Raw genomic sequence first — 16,307 nt, 5'->3', positions numbered from 1 at the left:
TCGCTTAGCTCTGTTGCTGGACCCGCGCGGCGCGTTGGCGCTGCACGCGGCGGATCGTGGTGTCGAGGGTGGAGAGGAAGGTCGAGCGGTCGCGCGGCGTGAACGCGCGCGGGCCGCCGGTGACCTCGCCGGACGAGCGCAGATCGGTCATCAGATTGCGCACCGCCAAGGTCATGCCGATCGACTCCTCGGTGAACGGCTTGCCGTTCGGTGCGATCACGGCGCTGCCCGCCTTGACGCAGCGGCTCGCCAGCGGAATGTCCGCGGTGATGACGATGTCGTCGGCGGTGGTGCGCTCGGCGATCCAGTCGTCGGCGGCATCCATGCCGCTGCCGGCGGCGATGCGCGTGATCAGGGGATCGTCGGGCACGCGGATGAAGCCGCCGGCGACGACGATCACCGGCAGGCCGTGCCGGATCGCGACGCGATAGATCTCGTCCTTCACCGGGCAGGCGTCGGCATCGACATAGATGGTGATCGGGGCGGTTCGGAGCGTCATCGGGCCTTCATTCGGGATGGCCGGTTGGTACTCCATCGCGCCGGGAATTGCGAGCCAAAGGCTGAGCTTGCCAGGGGCTTTCGGGCCGTTACCATCGCCCAAAAGGGTCAAAGGGAGGCAAGCATGTCCGGCGAAATCGCGCCATACGCGGTCGAGGCGTTCAACACGGCCAAGCAGTCCGAAAACAAGATGCACGACGACAGCGTGGCCCGCCGCTTCGGCTTCGCCGGCGGTCTCGTGCCGGGTGTCGAGGTGCTGGCCTATATGCTGCACCAGCCGGTTGCGCGCTGGGGGCGGGAATTCCTGGAACGGGGGCTGATCGAGGCGCGGTTCGTCAAGCCGGTCTATGATGGCGAGATGGCCGAAGTCACGGCGAGCGGGGTGGCCGATGGCCTCGCGCTCGAGGTGACGAGCCAGGGCCAGCTCTGCGCCACCGGTTCCGCGTCGCTGCCCGCGTCAGCGCCGCAGGTCGTCTTGGCTGAGTATCGCGACGTTCCGCCAGCGGCCGTGCGGCCTCCCGTCAGTGCGGAGTCCTTCGCGGTCGGCAGCTGGCTGGGAACAGCGCCGCGCGCCTGGCCGGGACCGGCGGCCACGATGTATCTCGACGAAATCCGCGAGCGCGATCCGATCTATGCCAGCGAGCGGCTCGGCCATCCCGGCATGCTGCAGCGGGTGATGAACCGGCTGCTGGTCGACAATGTCGTGCTCGGCCCGTGGATTCACGTCGGCAGCCGGATGCAGCTGTTGTCGGTGATCGCCGAAACTGACGAGATCACGGCGCGGGGAAGGGTGGTTGCCAACTACGAGAAGAAGGGCCACCGCTTCGTCGAGATCGACGCGCTGGTGGTCGCGAACGGCACGCGGCCGCTGGCGCATTGCCACCATGTCGCGATCTATCAGCCGCGGGCGGAGGCGGCGGCGTAGCGGATGGAGAGAATGGGCAGGCGGCTTCTCCAACCACAACTGTCATGTCCGCCGCCCACGGGTCTCGCCTTCGGCGAGCCCGAGGACAGGCTCCGGCGGGGCATCCAGTACGCCGCGGCCTCTCGGTTCAATCACGACTGTCTCGGCGTACTGGATCGTCCGCTTTCGCAGACGATGACAGCAGAGGTCGAGGCGGGCTGCTTGCCTCATACTCCGTCATTGCGAGCGTAGCGAAGCAATCCAGGGTGGTGGGCGGGACTCTGGATTGCTTCGCTACGCTCGCAATGACGCCGTCTTCCGGCAATCAGTCGTGATGCCCGGGTTTATCAAGCCTGCGCGGCGAAGGCCCGGGCATCCATGTCGTGCGTCGCCCTCGGCTCGCGGATGGCCGGGTCAAGCCCGGCCGTGACGGAGGAGAGAGTGGGCCTCGAACTTAGTCGGACGTTGATCGATGGCGGCCGTATAGGCCGCCATCGAAGCGGCAACCTTGCTCACGCCGCCGTTTTCGCCTTGCCGTCCTGGATCGCGCGCCAGATCTTTTCGGCCGTCAGCGGCATGTCCAAATGCTTCACGCCGTAGTCCGACAGCGCGTCGATCACTGCGTTGATGACTGATGCCATCGACCCCGCGCAGCCGGCTTCGCCGCAGCCCTTGGTGCCCAGCGGATTGCTCTTCGCCGGCACCGGGTGATTGTCGACCGTCATCATCGGCACGTCGGAGGCGCGCGGCAAAGCGTAGTCCATCAGCGATCCCGTGATCGGCTGGCCGCTCTCGTCGTAGCGCAGGTGCTCCATCATCGCCTGGCCGATGCCCTGGGCGACGCCGCCATGCAGCTGGCCGGCGACGATCATCGGGTTGATCACCGTGCCGAAGTCGTTGATCGCGGTGTAGCCGACGATGTGCGCCACGCCGGTGTCCGGCTCGATCTCGACCTCGCAGACATGGCAGCCGTTCGGGAAGGTCGACTCCGTCGCCGTCGAATTGTGGTCGACGTCGAGCGAGGCGGGCACGCCGTCGGGCATCTTGCCCTCGCGCATCCGCCGCGCCAGCTCCATGATGTCGATGCTGCGGTCGGTGCCGGCGATGGTGAATTGGCCGCCCGCGAACTCGATGTCGGCCTCGGAGGCCTCGAGCAGATGCGCGGCCGCCTGCTTGCCCTTGGCAATCACGAGCTGCGAGGATTCGACGATGGCCTGTCCCGTCGCGGTGATCGAGCGCGAGCCGCCGGTGCCGTTGCCGAAGCGGACGAGATCGGAGTCGCTCTGCTCCAGCCGGATCTTCTCGAACGGCACGCCGAGCTGCTCCGACAGCACCTGGGAGAACGGCGTCGCATGGCCCTGGCCGTAATCGAGCGTGCCGGTGGTGAGCGTCACGCCGCCATCGGCATCGAAGGTGATCTTGCTGAGCTCGCCCGACGGCGGCGCGGTGACCTCGAGATACGAGCCGACGGCGATCCCGCGCAGCTTGCCGGCCTTGCGGCTCTCGCGCTTGCGCTTGGCGAAGCCCGCATAATCCGAGACTTCGAGCGCCTTCTCGAACACGGCGGCGAAATCGCCGGAATCGTAGGTCACGCCCGACGCCGCCGGGAACGGCATCTGGCTCGGCTTGATGAAGTTGCGCTTGCGGATGGTGAGGCGGTCGATGCCCATCTCGCGCGCGGCCGTGTCGATCAGCCGCTCCATGAAGTAGTTGGCCTCGGGCCGGCCGGCGCCGCGATAGGCGCCCATGAGCGTGACGTTGGTCAGCACCGTCTTGATGTCGACGCCGAGCAGCGGCGTCTTGTAGACGCTGGCGAGGTTCTTGCCGGTGTTGAGCGACAGCGGCAGCGGCGCGACGCCCATGATGTAGGCGCCGAGATTGCCGTAGCCGGAGAGTCTCACGGCGAGGAACTTGCCGTCGGCGTCGAGCGCGAGCTCGCCATGGATGATCTGGTCGCGGCCCTGGCTGTCGGACAGGAAGGCGGTGGTCCGCTCGTCGCGCCACTTCACCGGCTTCCCGAGCTCCCTGGCAGCGTGCAGGATGCAGACATACTCGGGATAGGAGACGTTCTTCATCCCGAAGGAGCCGCCGACGTTCGTTGTCAGGATGCGGACCTTCTCCGGCGCGACGTTGAGGATCTTGGCCAGCGTCGCCTTGTTGCCGGACACGCCCTGGGTCGGCACCTGCAGGGTGAAGCGCTCGCTCTTGCCGTCGAACGCGGCGAGCGCCACGCGCGGCTCCATCGACACCACCGCGACGCGGGTGTTGACGATGTCGAGCTTGGTGATGTGCGCTGCCTTGGCGAACGCCTCGTCGATCTTGGCGGTGTCGCCATAATGGTAATCGAGCGCGACATTGTTCGGGATGTGGTCGTAGAGCTGCGGCGCGCCGGGCCGGGTGGCTTCCTCGGCATTGGTGACCGCGGGGAGTGGCTCGATATCGACCTCGACCGCCTCGGCCGCGTCGCGGGCCTGTGCGGCGGTCTCCGCGACCACGAACGCGATGGGGTCGCCGACGAAGCGCACCTTGTCGGTGACGAGCGCCGGGCGGTTGGTCTGCAGCAGTGGCGAGCCGTCCCGGCCCTTCAGCGGCAATCCGCAGGTGAACGGGCCATAATTGGCCGCGGCCAGGTCCGCGCCGGTCCACACGCCGAGCACGCCCGGCATGGCCTTGGCAGCCGTGGTGTCGATGCCCTTGATGATCCCGTGAGCGTGGCTGGAGCGGACGATCCAGGCATGCGCCTGTCCGGGCAGGTTGAAATCGTCGGTATATTTGCCGTGCCCGCGCACCAGCGTGTCGTCCTCCTTGCGCCGGACCGGCTGCCCGACGCCGAATTTCTGCAGCGCAATCGCGTTTTCGAGGGAGGCCGGGGCGGTGTGATCTTGCATGGAAGGGAATCCGGAGAGCTGGATGGAGCGCAAAACGGGCTGTTCCCAGATAGTGCAGCGCCCGCGGCCGGACAACGGTTGATTAGGAATGGTGCATCACGCCTGACGGAGGGGCTGTTGCGCCGGCGCACTCCACTGATAATGTCTCGGCAAAGAGAACTTCCATCTGGGCCGGCTCGGCCAGCGGAAAGACATTTGAATGATCAATGACACGCGGCTGCGGGAGAGTCCGACGCCGCGCGGGAACCTGGAGCCCGGCTTGCATCCGGGTCTGGACGTCGCGACACCGGCCTGCGCCAGCAACGGCAGCAGCGTGTACGCGGCCCTGGATCTCGGAACCAACAATTGCCGGCTCCTGATCGCCTGTCCCTCAGGCGACAGTTTTCGCGTGGTCGACTCGTTCTCGCGCATTGTCCGGCTGGGCGAGGGCATCTCGACCACCGGCTGCATCAGCGACGCGGCGATGGACCGGGCCATCGCGGCGCTCTCCATCTGCCGGGACAAGATCCAGTCGAAGAAGGCGCGGCGGCTGCGCCTGATCGCGACCGAGGCCTGCCGCGCGGCGGCCAACGCCGAGGGGTTCCGGACCCGGGTGGCAGCGGAAACCGGCATCGAGCTCGAGGTCATCGACCGAGAGACCGAGGCGGCGCTGGCGGTTAAGGGCTGCGCGCCGCTGCTCGACCCCGGCGGGCGCGGCGCGATCCTGTTCGACATCGGCGGGGGGTCCAGCGAGCTGGTGCGGATCGAGCGTGATCCGGCGGACCGGAATGCGGAACCACGGATCAAGGCCTGGATGTCGATCCCGCTGGGCGTGGTCACCCTGGCCGAGCGGTTCGGCGGCCGCGACGTGACGCCGGAGATCTATGCCGCCATGGTCGAGGCCGTGGCCGAGCATGTCGGCCCTTTTGCAGCCGAGAATGGCGGCGATCTCGACGGCATGCATCTGCTCGGCACCTCCGGCACGGTGACGACGCTCGCGGGCATTCATCTCAATCTCGCGCGCTACGATCGCCGTCGGGTCGACGGCATCTGGATCAATGATGCCGACATCACGGCGACGATCGGCAAGCTGCTGGCGATGAGCTACCAGGAGCGCGCCGAGAACAACTGCATCAGCATCGACCGCGCGGATCTCGTGCTGGCCGGCTGCGCGATCCTGGATGCCATCCGGCAATCGTTCCCGCTGCCGCGCCTGCGCGTCGCCGACCGCGGCCTACGCGAGGGCATGCTGGTCGAGATGATGCGCGAGGACGGTGCACTCAGGACGGCGTGAGTTCTTCACCCTCCCCTGAAGGGGGAGGGTCGGCTCCCATGAGCGCAGCGAATGGGAGTCGGGGTGGGGTGAGCCCAACGGGCAGTCTTTCTGTGGCTCACCCCACCCCGATCGCTCGCTTCGCTCCCGATCGACCCTCCCCCTCCAGGGGAGGGTGACGCTCGCAACGGCTGTTGTTGTTTGAGTAGCAAGCGATCCATCGACAATGGGTCGCAGGACCACCACAGAGACCCACATGGCAAAAGACACCACCGGCCGCATGCATGTGCAGGTCAAGACCGGGGGCAAGCGCAAGCTGTCCTCGAAACTCTGGCTGGAGCGCCAGCTCAACGATCCCTATGTCGCGCAGGCCAAGCGCGACGGCTATCGCTCGCGTGCGACCTACAAGCTGATCGAAATCGACGACAAATATCACATGCTCAAGCCCGGCATGACCGTGGTCGATCTCGGCGCCGCGCCCGGCGGCTGGAGCCAGATCGCGGCGCGGCGGGTCGGCGCCGAGGCGGGCAAAGGCAAGGTGGTCGCGATCGACCTGCTGGAGATGGGCGAGATCCCGGGCGTGACCTTTGCCCAGCTCGATTTCCACGCCCAGGATGCGCCGGAAAAGCTCCGCGCCATGATGGGCGGGCGCGCCGACGTGGTCATGTCGGACATGGCGGCCAACACGACAGGTCATCGCAAGACCGACCAGTTGCGCATCGTCGGCCTCGTCGAGCTCGCCGCGCATTTCGCCAGCGAGGTGCTCAAGCCCGGCGGCAGCTTCCTCGCCAAGACGTTCCAGAGCGGCGCCGACGCCGAACTCCTGGCCCAGCTCAAGCGCGATTACGCCACCGTGCGTCACGTCAAGCCGGCCGCGAGCCGGCAGGATTCGTCGGAGCGCTACGTGCTGGCGATGGGGTTCCGCGGCGGAGAGCCGACGGACCTGTTGTAATGGCGTCATTGCGACGGCCACGCCCTGGGGATACAGAGCAGGTGCAATGTCTGGTCTCGGGAATCGGCTTTGGGCCGGCGAGACCGATTCCGGAGATCCTGCATGCGTGTCCTGAACTGGAGCGTCCTCGCGCTGGGTTTGATGGTCGGGGGCGCCGTGTCGGACGCCGCGCAAGCCCAGGCGTACGATCCGCGCTATCCCGTGTGCATGAAGGTCTATGAAGGCGGCCGGTTCGGCGGCGGCGAGTGGATCGACTGCAGCTATACGTCGTTGCCGCAATGTCGCGCGACGGCCTCCGGCCGCTCGGCAATGTGCGACCTCAATCCGTTCTACGCGCCGCCGCCGCGTCGCGCGCACCGGCGTCATCATTGAAATCTTCGGTGACGCAACGGCCATTGCCGTGCCGTGATCGCGTCGAATAGTTGAGACACACCATCCAGCAGGCTGCCGCCATGTCGTACCGTTCCATCCTCGCGATCGCGACGCTCCTGCTGCTGGTGCCCACGATCGCGTTCGCCGCACCGTCGCACAAGCGCAAGGCGCAGCGCTGGCAGGGCTATGGCTTCCTGCCCGGCTACAGGCAGCCGCCCAACAACAGCCTCCCGCTCTACGCGGACAAGGAGGCGATGCGCAACGGGCCGCCGCGTGGCAGCCGCCGGAACTGGTACATCGACGGCACGCCGAAATACATGCTGTACAACGGCGAATGGCACTATTTCGGCCGTCCCGGCTTCTACCGCGGCCAATACAATGGCGGCAGCTTCGGGCCGTGCTGGACGCGAACGCCGATCGGCATGATCTGGACCTGCGGCTAGCGTCACAAGGGCAGCCCTTACGTGCGCTTCGCTGCAGGCGCACAAGCGGGGGCGAGCCGGTGCCGACATGCGCGCCGACCGATCCTGTCTGGACAGGGGCGGCTTTTCCCGCTGATATGCCGCGCATGAGAGGCAAGAGAAGAAACGCGAGCCGCTGGTTCGGCCCATCCCGGAGGACTGCTTTGACATCGTTCCGTACGCGCCTGTTCGGCGCCGCCGTCGCGCTGATGACCCTTGCCGGTGCGCCGGTCTCCGCCCAGCAACTCGAACTCAAGGTGATGGCGCCGGCCGCCCCCGGCGGCGGCTGGGACCAGACCGCGCGGGCGATGCAGCAGGCCTTCGTCGCGTCGGGCGTGGCGCGCAGCGTTCAGGTGACCAACGTGGCGGGTGCGGGCGGCACGGTCGGCATCGCGCAGTTCGTCAACGGCGCCAAGGGTGACGGCAACCAGCTGATGGTCAACGGCTTCGTCATGGTCGGCGCGCTCGCCATGAACAAGTCGCCGGTGACCCTGGAGCAGGTGACGCCGATCGCGCGGCTGACCGAGGAGATCCAGGTCATCGTCGTGCCCGCGAACTCGCCGATCAAGACCGCGCAGGATCTCGCGGCGGCGCTGAAGGCCGACATTGCCAAGGTCACCTTCGCCGGGGGCTCGGCCGGCGGCGTCGATCATGTGATGGCGGCGCTGTTCGCCGGCACCGTCGGGGCCGATGCCAAGAAGGTCAACTACATCCCGTTCTCCGGCGGCGGCGAATCGCTCGCGGCGATCCTCGGCGGCAAGGTCACCGCCGGTATCTCGGGTCTGTCCGAGTATGACGGGCAGATCAAGAGCGGCAAGCTGCGTGCGATCGGCGTGTCCTCGGAGAACCGCATTCCCGGCGTCGACATCCCGACCTTCAAGGAGCAGGGCATCGACCTCGTGCTCGCCAATTGGCGCTCGGTGGTGGCGGCGCCCGGTATCACGCCGGAGCAGAAGAAGACGCTGAGCGAGGCCGTCGAGAAGATGGTCAAGTCGGATGCGTGGAAGGACATCCTGAAGCAGAAGGGCTGGGATGACGCCTATCTCGCGGGTGACGCCTTCGCCGACTTCCTGAAGAAGGAGAATGTCCGCGTCACCGACGTGCTGAAGTCGGTCGGCCTCGTCAAGTCATGACGGACAGCGCCGGAACGGAGACGTCCCCGCGAGATGTCGACAAGTCTGGCATCGAAAAGGCCGGCATCGACAAGGCCGGCATCGTCATTGCGGCCTTGCTGGCCGCCGTCGCGCTGGTGCTGGTCTACGACGCCAACCAGATCCCGGCGACGACGATGTACGGCATGGGGCCGCAGGTCATGCCGGTCGTGATCGCGATCGGGCTCGGCATTCTCGCGCTGGCCAATCTGATCGACGCCATCAGGGGCAACCTGCCGCCGCGCGAGAGCGCGGATCCGGTCGCGGTGCTGCTGATCCTCGTCGGTCTCGCTCTGCTGATTGCCATCATCGGTTTCGGCGGCGGCTTCATCCTCGCCACGACGGCGCTGTTCGTCACGACATCGGCGGCGTTCGGCCGCCGCGCCTTTATCACTGATCTCGTCATCGGCGCGCTGCTGACGACCTTGATCTACATGGCCTTCGATCGTCTGCTCACCCTGAGCCTCCCCGCCGGTCCGCTCGAAAGACTGCTCTGATGGACACCTTCGCCGCGCTCGCGCATGGGATGGCGATCGCCGTCCAGCCCATGAACCTGCTCTATGCGCTGATCGGCGTCTTCCTCGGCACCGCCGTCGGCGTGCTGCCGGGCATCGGCCCGGCGCTCACCGTCGCGCTGCTGTTGCCGGTCACCTACAAGCTCGATCCCGGCGGTTCACTGATCATGTTCGCCGGCATCTATTACGGCGGCATGTATGGCGGCTCGACCACCGCGATCCTGATCAACACCCCCGGCGAGAGCGCCTCGATGGCGACCGCGCTCGAGGGCAACAAGATGGCCAAGGCGGGTCGCGGCGGCCCGGCGCTGGCGACCTCGGCGATCGGCTCCTTTGTCGCGGGCACGATCGCGACCATCGGCTTGGCTTTCCTGTCGCCCTATCTCGTCGACATCGCCGTGCGCTTCGGCCCCGAGGATTACTTCGCGCTGATGTGCGTCGCCTTCATCACGGTCTCTGCGACCTTCGGCGATTCACCGATCCGCGGCCTGACCAGCCTGTTCATCGGCCTGACGCTTGGCCTCGTCGGCATCGACAAGCTGACGGGACAGGCGCGGCTCGCCTTCGGCGTGCCCGAGCTGCTGGATGGCGTCGAGGTGACGACCTTGGCGGTCGGCCTGTTCGCGGTCGGCGAGGCGCTCTACGTCGCTTCGCGGCGGCATCACACCGAGGAGAAGATCGAGGCCGTCAAAGGCTCGCTGTGGATGACGCGCGAGGACTGGAAGCGCTCCTGGAAGCCGTGGCTGCGCGGCACGGCGTTCGGCTTCCCGATCGGGGCGCTGCCGGCCGGCGGGGCTGAAATTCCGACCTTCCTGTCGTATTCGACCGAGCGGCGTTTGACCAAATATCCTGATGAGTTCGGCAAGGGCGCGATCGAAGGCGTCGCCGGTCCGGAGGCTGCGAACAACGCCTCCGCCGCCGGCACGCTGGTGCCATTGCTGACGCTCGGCCTGCCGACATCCGCGACGGCGGCGATGATGCTCGCCGGCTTCCAGCAATACGGCCTCAACCCGGGACCGCTGCTGTTCGCCGAACGGCCCGATCTCGTCTGGGGCCTGATCGCGAGTCTGTTCATCGCCAACACGATGCTGCTAGTTTTGAATCTGCCGCTGGTCGGCCTGTGGGTGCGGCTCCTCAAGATCCCGACGCCCTGGCTGTACGCCGGCATCCTCGTATTCGCGACCATGGGCACCATCGCGGCGAAGCCGTCGGTAGTGGAGTTGTCGATGCTGGCGGGCTTCGGCGTGCTCGGTTTCCTGATGCGCCGCTTCGATTTTCCGATCGCGCCTGTCGTGGTCGGCCTGATCTTAGGCCCGATCGCCGAGAGCCAGTTGCGCCGCGCGCTGGCGATCAGCCTCGGCGATCCCATGACCCTGCTGCAATCTCCGATCTCCGCGACGTTGTTAGTTGTCGCGCTGATCGCACTCGTCGCGCCGTTCATCTTGAAGGGACTCGGACGCTTCAAGGCGAATGAGGATTGAGTGTGGCGCGGCCAGCAGGAACCGCGCCATTGCAGTGCAACATAACGTGACCGGGAGAAGGGACGAACATCGGATCCGGCTTGAAACGATGTCCGCGTGATCTGGTTTGCGCTTCAACCATCGAGACCGAGGCTTGGAACCTCGGATCAACTGGAGGAGGCGTCTTTCGGGGCGTGTCACCCCAAACCGAAAGAGACCCGATGACCGATCGCTTCGATGACGGTTTCAAGCCGGCCGCCGCACCTCCTCGATCCGCGCCGACGACACCGGCGCGTCCGCCGCGGCACCCTGTGATCCTGCGTGCCTCCGCCATCGGCGTCGCCGGCATCCTGTCGGCGCTGATGCTGACGGCGGTGGTGCCGCCGATCGTTGCCGACCAGTCCGACCGGGCCGTCGTCAACGCCCCCGTCATGCTGCTGACCTCGCCAATCGCGGGCCAGGTCGAGACGCTCACCGCGAAGCAGGGCGGCGAGGTGAACGCCGGGGATCGCTTGGCCGAGATCACCAATCCGCGGCTCGACCGCACCACGCTGATCTCGCTGGAGGAGAAGGCGGGAGACGCGCGCCAGAAGCTCGACGCCACCCGTGCGAAACATCAATCCGACATCAGCTATGTCGGCTCGCTCGACCAGGAGATCGCGAGCCAGGCCGAGCAGTTGAAGGCGCAGTTGCAGTCGCAGATCGAGGAACTCCGCGCACGCGTGGCGCAGTCCAACGCGCAGAGCAGCGAGAAGAAGGCGATCGTCGACCGGCAGAACCGCATGGTCGCGCGCGACGCCGCCAGCCTCGACATGGTCAAGCCGACCGAGCAGCAATATGCGGCGGCGCTGCACGACACCGACGCGCAGAATGCGAAACTGAACCAGAAGCTGACGCAGCTGAAGGCGCTGAACGCCGGCATCTATGTCGGCGAGGATCTGGTCGCGCTCAACATGCTTGCGCAGAAGCGCCGCGACATCGATCTCGATGCCCGGCGCATGGAGATCGAGGAGAAGCAGCAATCCGCCGTGCTCGGCGACCTCGAAGGCCTGATCAAGTCCGAGCGCGCGCGGCTGGCAAGGCTCGCGTCCGCCGACGTATTGTCGCCCGGTCCCGGCAAGGTGCTGGCGGTCGGGGCCGACACGGGACGCCACGTCAGTGCGGGCGATACGATCGCTTCCGTCGTCGATTGCGACAAGCGCTTCGTCGTCGCGATCTTCTCCTATCGGCAGGGTGAAGCGATGAAGCCGGGCACCAAGGTGCGGATCGACGGCGGCGGCTTTCATAGCGGCACCGTCAGTGCCGTGCTGCCGAAGACCAGCGACAAGGTCGACGAGCGCTTCGCCGTGCCGTTTCCGCAGACCGAGCGGCGCGAGCTCTATGTGATGATCACGCCGGATGCGGCCGAGGACATGCCTGCAGCGCAGCCGGCTTCCGCCGCGACGCCGGCCTGCACGGTCGGGCAGTGGGTGACCGTGACCCGCGACAACGGCATCGTACCGTCGATGTCGGTGACCTGGCGGCGGCTCGGCCACCTGGTGGCCTCGCTTACCGATCTTGATCCGTCCGAGCCGGATGAAGCCATACGGCGGGCCGGCGTCACCAAGCTCGACTCCGCCTTGCGGTCGCAACCGGTTCAACCGCCTGAGCTGGACGAGCACTGGCTTCCGGCGGCGCATGCGGGGTCTGCGCAATGAGGCTCGCATCCATGGTCATCATCGCGACGGCGCTGCTCGGCAGCGTCATGCCGCTGCGCGCCGAAACGCCTTTATGCGCAGGACTTGCACAGGCCGTGGGGCCAAAGCTCGCCGGTCATGATGCGGCATTCATCCGCTCCTACGAGCCGGGTGCCGATGAGGAGGGGCTGCCGCTCGGCCTCTCGACGACGGCCTTCACCTATGACAACGCGCTGGCGGCGATCGCGCTCGTCGCGTGCGGGCACGTCAACGAAGCTCGCGTGATCGGCAATGCGCTGGTGCACGCGGCCGGCAACGATCGCAGCTTCCAGGACGGCCGTCTCCGCAACGCCTATCGCGCCGGTCCCGTCGGCGCCGGCGCCGCGCTGCTGCCGGGGTGGTGGGATCACCAGAACAACATCTGGGGCGAGGACCCCGCGCAGGACGGCACCGCGACCGGCAATGTCGCCTGGGCGGCGCTGGCGCTGCTGACGCTGCATGAGGCGACCGGTGAGGCGGCCTATCTGTCGAGCGCGCGTCGGCTGATGGACTGGATCATCGTCAACGCGAGCCACGGAACAGACGGTTTCAGCGGCGGCTTCCACGGCTACGATCCGCAGCAGGTGCGCCTCACCTGGATGTCGACCGAGCACAATGCCGACGTCTACGCGGTCGCGTCATGGCTGCATCGTCTCACGTCCGAGCCGCGCTATCAGGACGCCGCGCTGACGGCGCGACGGCTGCTCGATCGCAGCTTCCGCGGCGATCACTTCCTGCTCGGCACCAAGCCCGACGGCGGCCTTGCCGATGCCAATCTGCTGGCGCTCGACGTGCAGCTCTGGCCGTGGATGGCGGTGCCCGATGCGCCCGCCTGGCGCAAGGCGCTCGGGTTCGCCGAAAGCAAGCTCGCGGTGGATGGCGGTTTCGACTTCAACGGCGATCGCGACGGCGTCTGGGTCGAGGGCACCGCACAGGCCGCACTGGCTTATCGCATGGTCGGAAACGCCGCGTCGAGCGAGCGGCTTGTCGCGGGATTCCGAGCCGACCGGACGGCGACGGGACTGCTGAACGCGACGCGCAACGCGCGTCTCACCACCGGGCTGTCGATCGATCCGACGGGCGCGACCACCATCCAGGACTTCTTCTATTACAAGCGGCCGCATCTCGGCGCCAGCGCCTGGGCCGTGCTCGCCGAGACCGGCTGGAATCCGTTCACCGGCGCGAAGGTGCCCTGATGTTTCCGACCGCCAGCAATGCACCGTCGGTCCTTTCGACCGACCTCGGCGTCCTGCTCGGGCTCCTCGTCACGGCCCGGCTGCTCGACCCGACGCGGCTCCGCGACCGCGTCCTGTTCGGCGCCACCACGGCCGCGTTCCTGCTGATCTACACGCTGTGGCGCTGGCACGACACGCTGCCGGCGTTCGATCTGACCTTGCAGGCGCTGTGGCCGCGATTGTTCATCACGCTGGAGATCATTGCGATCACCTATACGCTGATGTCGATCCTGATCCTCACCCGCAGCGTCGACCGCTCGGGGCAGGCCGATGCCGCGCGGCGCGCGCTGGCAGAGCGGGGCGAGCAGCCGGCCGTCGACATCTTCATCTGCACCTATGACGAGCCGATGGAGATCGTGGAGCGCTCGATCCTCGCCGCGCTGGCGCTCGACTACGCCAGCAAAACGGTCTGGGTGCTCGACGACACCCGCCGCGACTGGCTGCGCGCGTTCTGCGACGAGGTCGGCGCGTGTCATCTGACCCGGCCGAACAACAAGGGCGCCAAGGCCGGCAATCTCAACAACGCGCTCGCAGCCACAGGGCAGGAGTCGAACGCGCCTGTCATTCTCGTGCTCGACGCCGACTTCGCGCCGCGCCGCGATTTCCTGCAGCGCACGGTGGGCCTGCTGCTGTCCGAGCCGGACATCGCCGTCGTGCAGACGCCGCAGTTCTACTACAACCCCGATCCGATCCAGCACAATCTGCTGGCATCGGGCCATTGGGTCGACGACCAGCGCTTCTTCTTCGACGTGTTCCAGCCGGCCAAGGATGCGTGGGGCTGCGCGTTCTGCGTCGGCACGTCTTTCGTCGTGCGCCGCGAGCGGCTCGTGGAGATCGGCGGCTTCCCGCATGCGGCGATCTCCGAGGATCTCAATCTCACCTACACGCTGCTCAAGCGTGGCTTCCGTACGGTCTGGCTCAACGAGCCGCTCAGCTTCGGCCTGTCGGCGGAAGGCGTGCCAGAATACATCACCCAGCGCGCGCGCTGGTGCCTGGGCACGATCCAGGTCGCGCTGCTGCGCGACGGTCCGATGCGCAGCCGCGGCTACAGCTTCACCCAGCGCTGGCACTTCCTGCATGGCGTGCTCAACTGGCTGTGCAAGCCGTTCATGGTGCTGCTCCTGATCGCGCCGCCGATCTATTGGTTCGCAGGGTTGCCGGCGTTCGAGGCCGACTATCTCTCGTTCCTGCGCTACGGCGTGCCCGCGCTGCTCGGCACCATCATCTACATGGGCTGGATCTCGCGGTCCAAGACGTTGCCGCTGTTCATGGAGGCGACGCATGCGGTGACGTGTTTCGCCATCACGGCGACCCTGGTCAGCGCGGCGATCCGGCCGTTCGGCCGCCCGTTCAAGGTCACCGACAAGGGTGGCGACCGCTCCCAGCCGCGCGTGCATGGCAAGCTCGCCGCGATCTTCGGGCTGATTGCCGCGAGCTCGGCGGCGGCCATCGTCTGGGCCTTCGTATCGCCGAATGCCGCGAGCGAGATCTCGTCGATCGACTATTTCAACCTGCTGTGGGCCGGCATTGCGATGCTCATTTCCTTCATCGCGTTCCTGGTCTGCTTCGAGCTGCCGCGGGCTGAAGATCTGTTTCCGACGGACGAGGCAGGGTGGCTGGCACGCGGTGGCGAGGTCGTACCGTGTCGCGTCGAGGCGCTCGCGCTGTCGTCTGCGCGCGTGACTGGCTCGCGCCGTTGCAGTCCGGGAAGCGCGATGCCCGTCCATCTCGACGGTCTCGGCTGGATCGATGCCTCCGTCGAGGCTGTGTCGAAGACGTTGACGCACCTTCGCCTGCAGCCAACCGAAGCGCAGCGACGCCAGCTCGTGGTTCGCCTGTTCAGCTCCTCCTGCGGAGTCATCAGCGGTCGCGCCCGCCTGCGCGGCGCCCTCGCAGGTCTCGCCCGCCGTGGCTTCTTGGGACGGTGATAAGGCCGCACCTCGCTCACGTGCATCCGCTGCCGTAGGGGGGCAAAGCAGCCGCCGCAGGCGGCGGCGTGCCCACCGTCGATCCGCGCAGGCCGAGGGAGTCGGTGGGCACGGCGCCACCGCGAGCTCACATCAAGGACACAGCACGGCAGCGCCTTTGCCCACCCTACGCGCTACACGCCGCGGAATCATAGCGGGAGAGTACGCAATCTCTTCTCTGGTCATTCCGGGGGGCGCGTAGCGCCAGCCCGGAATCCATAACCACAGGCCGTCATGTGACGAGGATCAGGGCCACAGCGATCTCATGACCAGCCGTGGTTATGGATTCCGGGCTCGTGCTCCACGTGAGGCCGACGAGCGTCGGCCTCACGCTCCGCCCGCCCCGGAATGACGGTGGAGAGAGACGAGCGTATAAACTCAGCGCAGAGCTCTCGGACGCGTATCACCGTTGCGCTTCCTCGATCTTGTCGAGCACGCGTTCCGGCGCGATGTCCTTGGACGCGTCGCGCAGCTCGGGCTTGGCGTCCGGCTCGATGCCCATCTGCTTCGCCATCTGGTTCAAGAGCGTCACGACCTGCGTCAGCTCGTGCTCCGTCAGCAGGCTGATCTGCAGATCGAGGTCGGCGCGCTTGTCGGCTTCGCCGGCCATCCGGTTCTGCGAGATCAGCACGAAGGTCGAGAGGAAGATCGCCTCGACCGAGGCGATCATCGCCAGCACGACGAAGCTTTCGTCCCAGGCGGGCACGCCGGGCACCAGATGCAGGTTGGCGACGATCCAGAAGCCGAAGCCGAACAGATGCAGGTACACGAAGGTCATCGACCCCGTGAACCGCGTGATGGCGTCGGCAACCTTCTGCTGCGCGGTCGCCTCGGTCCGCTCGCGCTTGCGGCGGTCGACCAGCGCCTGAATGTTGCGTTCGAGGGCGGGAGTAAGCCCCGGGCCGGGTGCGGGATCGGGTGCGAGTTCTCGGGTCAT

Annotated in this window: 14 protein-coding genes; 11 read left to right on the top strand and 3 right to left on the bottom strand. The window is 66.9% G+C overall.

Annotation, left to right across the window (positions count from 1 at the left end):
- Positions 1–4: 4 nt before the first annotated feature.
- Complete coding sequence (locus tag ACQR0Z_RS31190) at positions 5–499, bottom strand: YaiI/YqxD family protein (protein WP_434921187.1); 495 nt, start codon at positions 497–499, stop codon at positions 5–7.
- 123 nt (positions 500–622) lie between these two features.
- Between ACQR0Z_RS31190 and ACQR0Z_RS31185 the strand changes: the two genes are divergently transcribed.
- Positions 623–1,423 (top strand): hypothetical protein, encoded by an 801-nt coding sequence (locus ACQR0Z_RS31185; protein ID WP_434857499.1) that lies wholly within the window; start codon positions 623–625, stop codon positions 1,421–1,423.
- 491 nt (positions 1,424–1,914) lie between these two features.
- Here ACQR0Z_RS31185 and ACQR0Z_RS31180 read toward each other — a convergent pair whose 3' ends face one another.
- Positions 1,915–4,290, bottom strand: a complete 2,376-nt coding sequence (locus ACQR0Z_RS31180) for a xanthine dehydrogenase family protein molybdopterin-binding subunit (protein ID WP_434921186.1) — start codon at positions 4,288–4,290, stop codon at positions 1,915–1,917.
- Positions 4,291–4,489: 199 nt separating this feature from the next.
- Here ACQR0Z_RS31180 and ACQR0Z_RS31175 point away from each other — a divergent pair, with 199 nt between their 5' ends.
- The 10 genes from ACQR0Z_RS31175 to ACQR0Z_RS31130 all read left to right on the top strand — a co-directional run bounded on the left by ACQR0Z_RS31175 (position 4,490) and on the right by ACQR0Z_RS31130 (position 15,331).
- On the top strand, positions 4,490–5,563 hold the full coding sequence (locus ACQR0Z_RS31175; protein ID WP_434876839.1) for a Ppx/GppA phosphatase family protein: 1,074 nt from the start codon (positions 4,490–4,492) through the stop codon (positions 5,561–5,563).
- Between the two features lie 235 nt (positions 5,564–5,798).
- The gene (locus tag ACQR0Z_RS31170; protein ID WP_434921185.1) at positions 5,799–6,494 is read left to right on the top strand and encodes an RlmE family RNA methyltransferase; all 696 of its coding nucleotides are present in this window, start codon (positions 5,799–5,801) and stop codon (positions 6,492–6,494) included.
- A 102-nt stretch (positions 6,495–6,596) separates the two neighbouring features.
- Entirely contained in the window at positions 6,597–6,866 is a 270-nt protein-coding gene (locus ACQR0Z_RS31165) for a DUF3551 domain-containing protein (protein ID WP_434921184.1), read from the top strand.
- Between the two features lie 80 nt (positions 6,867–6,946).
- Positions 6,947–7,309, top strand: coding sequence for a hypothetical protein (locus tag ACQR0Z_RS31160; protein WP_434921183.1), 363 nt, complete (start codon positions 6,947–6,949; stop codon positions 7,307–7,309).
- Positions 7,310–7,536: 227 nt separating this feature from the next.
- Complete coding sequence (locus ACQR0Z_RS31155; RefSeq protein WP_434857805.1) at positions 7,537–8,460, top strand: Bug family tripartite tricarboxylate transporter substrate binding protein; 924 nt, start codon at positions 7,537–7,539, stop codon at positions 8,458–8,460.
- Positions 8,457–8,975, top strand: a complete 519-nt coding sequence (locus tag ACQR0Z_RS31150) for a tripartite tricarboxylate transporter TctB family protein (RefSeq protein WP_434921182.1) — start codon at positions 8,457–8,459, stop codon at positions 8,973–8,975. Before ACQR0Z_RS31155 ends, ACQR0Z_RS31150 begins: the two co-directional genes overlap by 4 nt.
- Positions 8,975–10,474, top strand: coding sequence for a tripartite tricarboxylate transporter permease (locus ACQR0Z_RS31145; protein WP_434876843.1), 1,500 nt, complete (start codon positions 8,975–8,977; stop codon positions 10,472–10,474). The genes ACQR0Z_RS31150 and ACQR0Z_RS31145 overlap by 1 nt, the downstream gene beginning before the upstream one ends.
- A gap of 200 nt (positions 10,475–10,674) precedes the next feature.
- Positions 10,675–12,150 carry an HlyD family secretion protein gene (locus ACQR0Z_RS31140; protein WP_434921181.1) on the top strand — a complete coding sequence of 492 codons (1,476 nt, stop codon included), beginning with the start codon at positions 10,675–10,677 and terminating at the stop codon, positions 12,148–12,150.
- Positions 12,147–13,364, top strand: a complete 1,218-nt coding sequence (locus ACQR0Z_RS31135; RefSeq protein WP_434921180.1) for a hypothetical protein — start codon at positions 12,147–12,149, stop codon at positions 13,362–13,364. Before ACQR0Z_RS31140 ends, ACQR0Z_RS31135 begins: the two co-directional genes overlap by 4 nt.
- The gene (locus ACQR0Z_RS31130; RefSeq protein WP_434921179.1) at positions 13,364–15,331 is read left to right on the top strand and encodes a glycosyltransferase family 2 protein; all 1,968 of its coding nucleotides are present in this window, start codon (positions 13,364–13,366) and stop codon (positions 15,329–15,331) included. The genes ACQR0Z_RS31135 and ACQR0Z_RS31130 overlap by 1 nt, the downstream gene beginning before the upstream one ends.
- A 442-nt stretch (positions 15,332–15,773) precedes the next feature.
- On the opposite strand, the gene ACQR0Z_RS31125 is transcribed toward ACQR0Z_RS31130, so the two are convergent.
- Positions 15,774–16,307, bottom strand: coding sequence for a DUF1003 domain-containing protein (locus ACQR0Z_RS31125; RefSeq protein ID WP_434857488.1), 534 nt, complete (start codon positions 16,305–16,307; stop codon positions 15,774–15,776).

The sequence above is a fragment of the Bradyrhizobium sp. HKCCYLS3077 genome (assembly GCF_051167555.1).
Classification (GTDB): domain Bacteria; phylum Pseudomonadota; class Alphaproteobacteria; order Rhizobiales; family Xanthobacteraceae; genus Bradyrhizobium.
This window is presented reverse-complemented; position numbering and strand designations above follow the sequence as displayed.

Bases quoted from the DNA above. Each gene is read 5' to 3' on its own strand.
- ACQR0Z_RS31150 (WP_434921182.1), top strand. From the start codon at position 8,457: ATGACGGACAGCGCCGGAACGGAGACGTCCCCGCGAGATGTCGACAAG.
- ACQR0Z_RS31165 (WP_434921184.1), top strand. From the start codon at position 6,597: ATGCGTGTCCTGAACTGGAGCGTCCTCGCGCTGGGTTTGATGGTCGGG.
- ACQR0Z_RS31145 (WP_434876843.1), top strand. From the start codon at position 8,975: ATGGACACCTTCGCCGCGCTCGCGCATGGGATGGCGATCGCCGTCCAG.
- ACQR0Z_RS31130 (WP_434921179.1), top strand. From the start codon at position 13,364: ATGTTTCCGACCGCCAGCAATGCACCGTCGGTCCTTTCGACCGACCTC.
- ACQR0Z_RS31140 (WP_434921181.1), top strand. From the start codon at position 10,675: ATGACCGATCGCTTCGATGACGGTTTCAAGCCGGCCGCCGCACCTCCT.
- ACQR0Z_RS31180 (WP_434921186.1), bottom strand. From the start codon at position 4,290: ATGCAAGATCACACCGCCCCGGCCTCCCTCGAAAACGCGATTGCGCTG.
- ACQR0Z_RS31160 (WP_434921183.1), top strand. From the start codon at position 6,947: ATGTCGTACCGTTCCATCCTCGCGATCGCGACGCTCCTGCTGCTGGTG.
- ACQR0Z_RS31190 (WP_434921187.1), bottom strand. From the start codon at position 499: ATGACGCTCCGAACCGCCCCGATCACCATCTATGTCGATGCCGACGCC.
- ACQR0Z_RS31185 (WP_434857499.1), top strand. From the start codon at position 623: ATGTCCGGCGAAATCGCGCCATACGCGGTCGAGGCGTTCAACACGGCC.
- ACQR0Z_RS31170 (WP_434921185.1), top strand. From the start codon at position 5,799: ATGGCAAAAGACACCACCGGCCGCATGCATGTGCAGGTCAAGACCGGG.
- ACQR0Z_RS31175 (WP_434876839.1), top strand. From the start codon at position 4,490: ATGATCAATGACACGCGGCTGCGGGAGAGTCCGACGCCGCGCGGGAAC.
- ACQR0Z_RS31135 (WP_434921180.1), top strand. From the start codon at position 12,147: ATGAGGCTCGCATCCATGGTCATCATCGCGACGGCGCTGCTCGGCAGC.
- ACQR0Z_RS31155 (WP_434857805.1), top strand. From the start codon at position 7,537: ATGACCCTTGCCGGTGCGCCGGTCTCCGCCCAGCAACTCGAACTCAAG.
- ACQR0Z_RS31125 (WP_434857488.1), bottom strand. From the start codon at position 16,307: ATGACCCGAGAACTCGCACCCGATCCCGCACCCGGCCCGGGGCTTACT.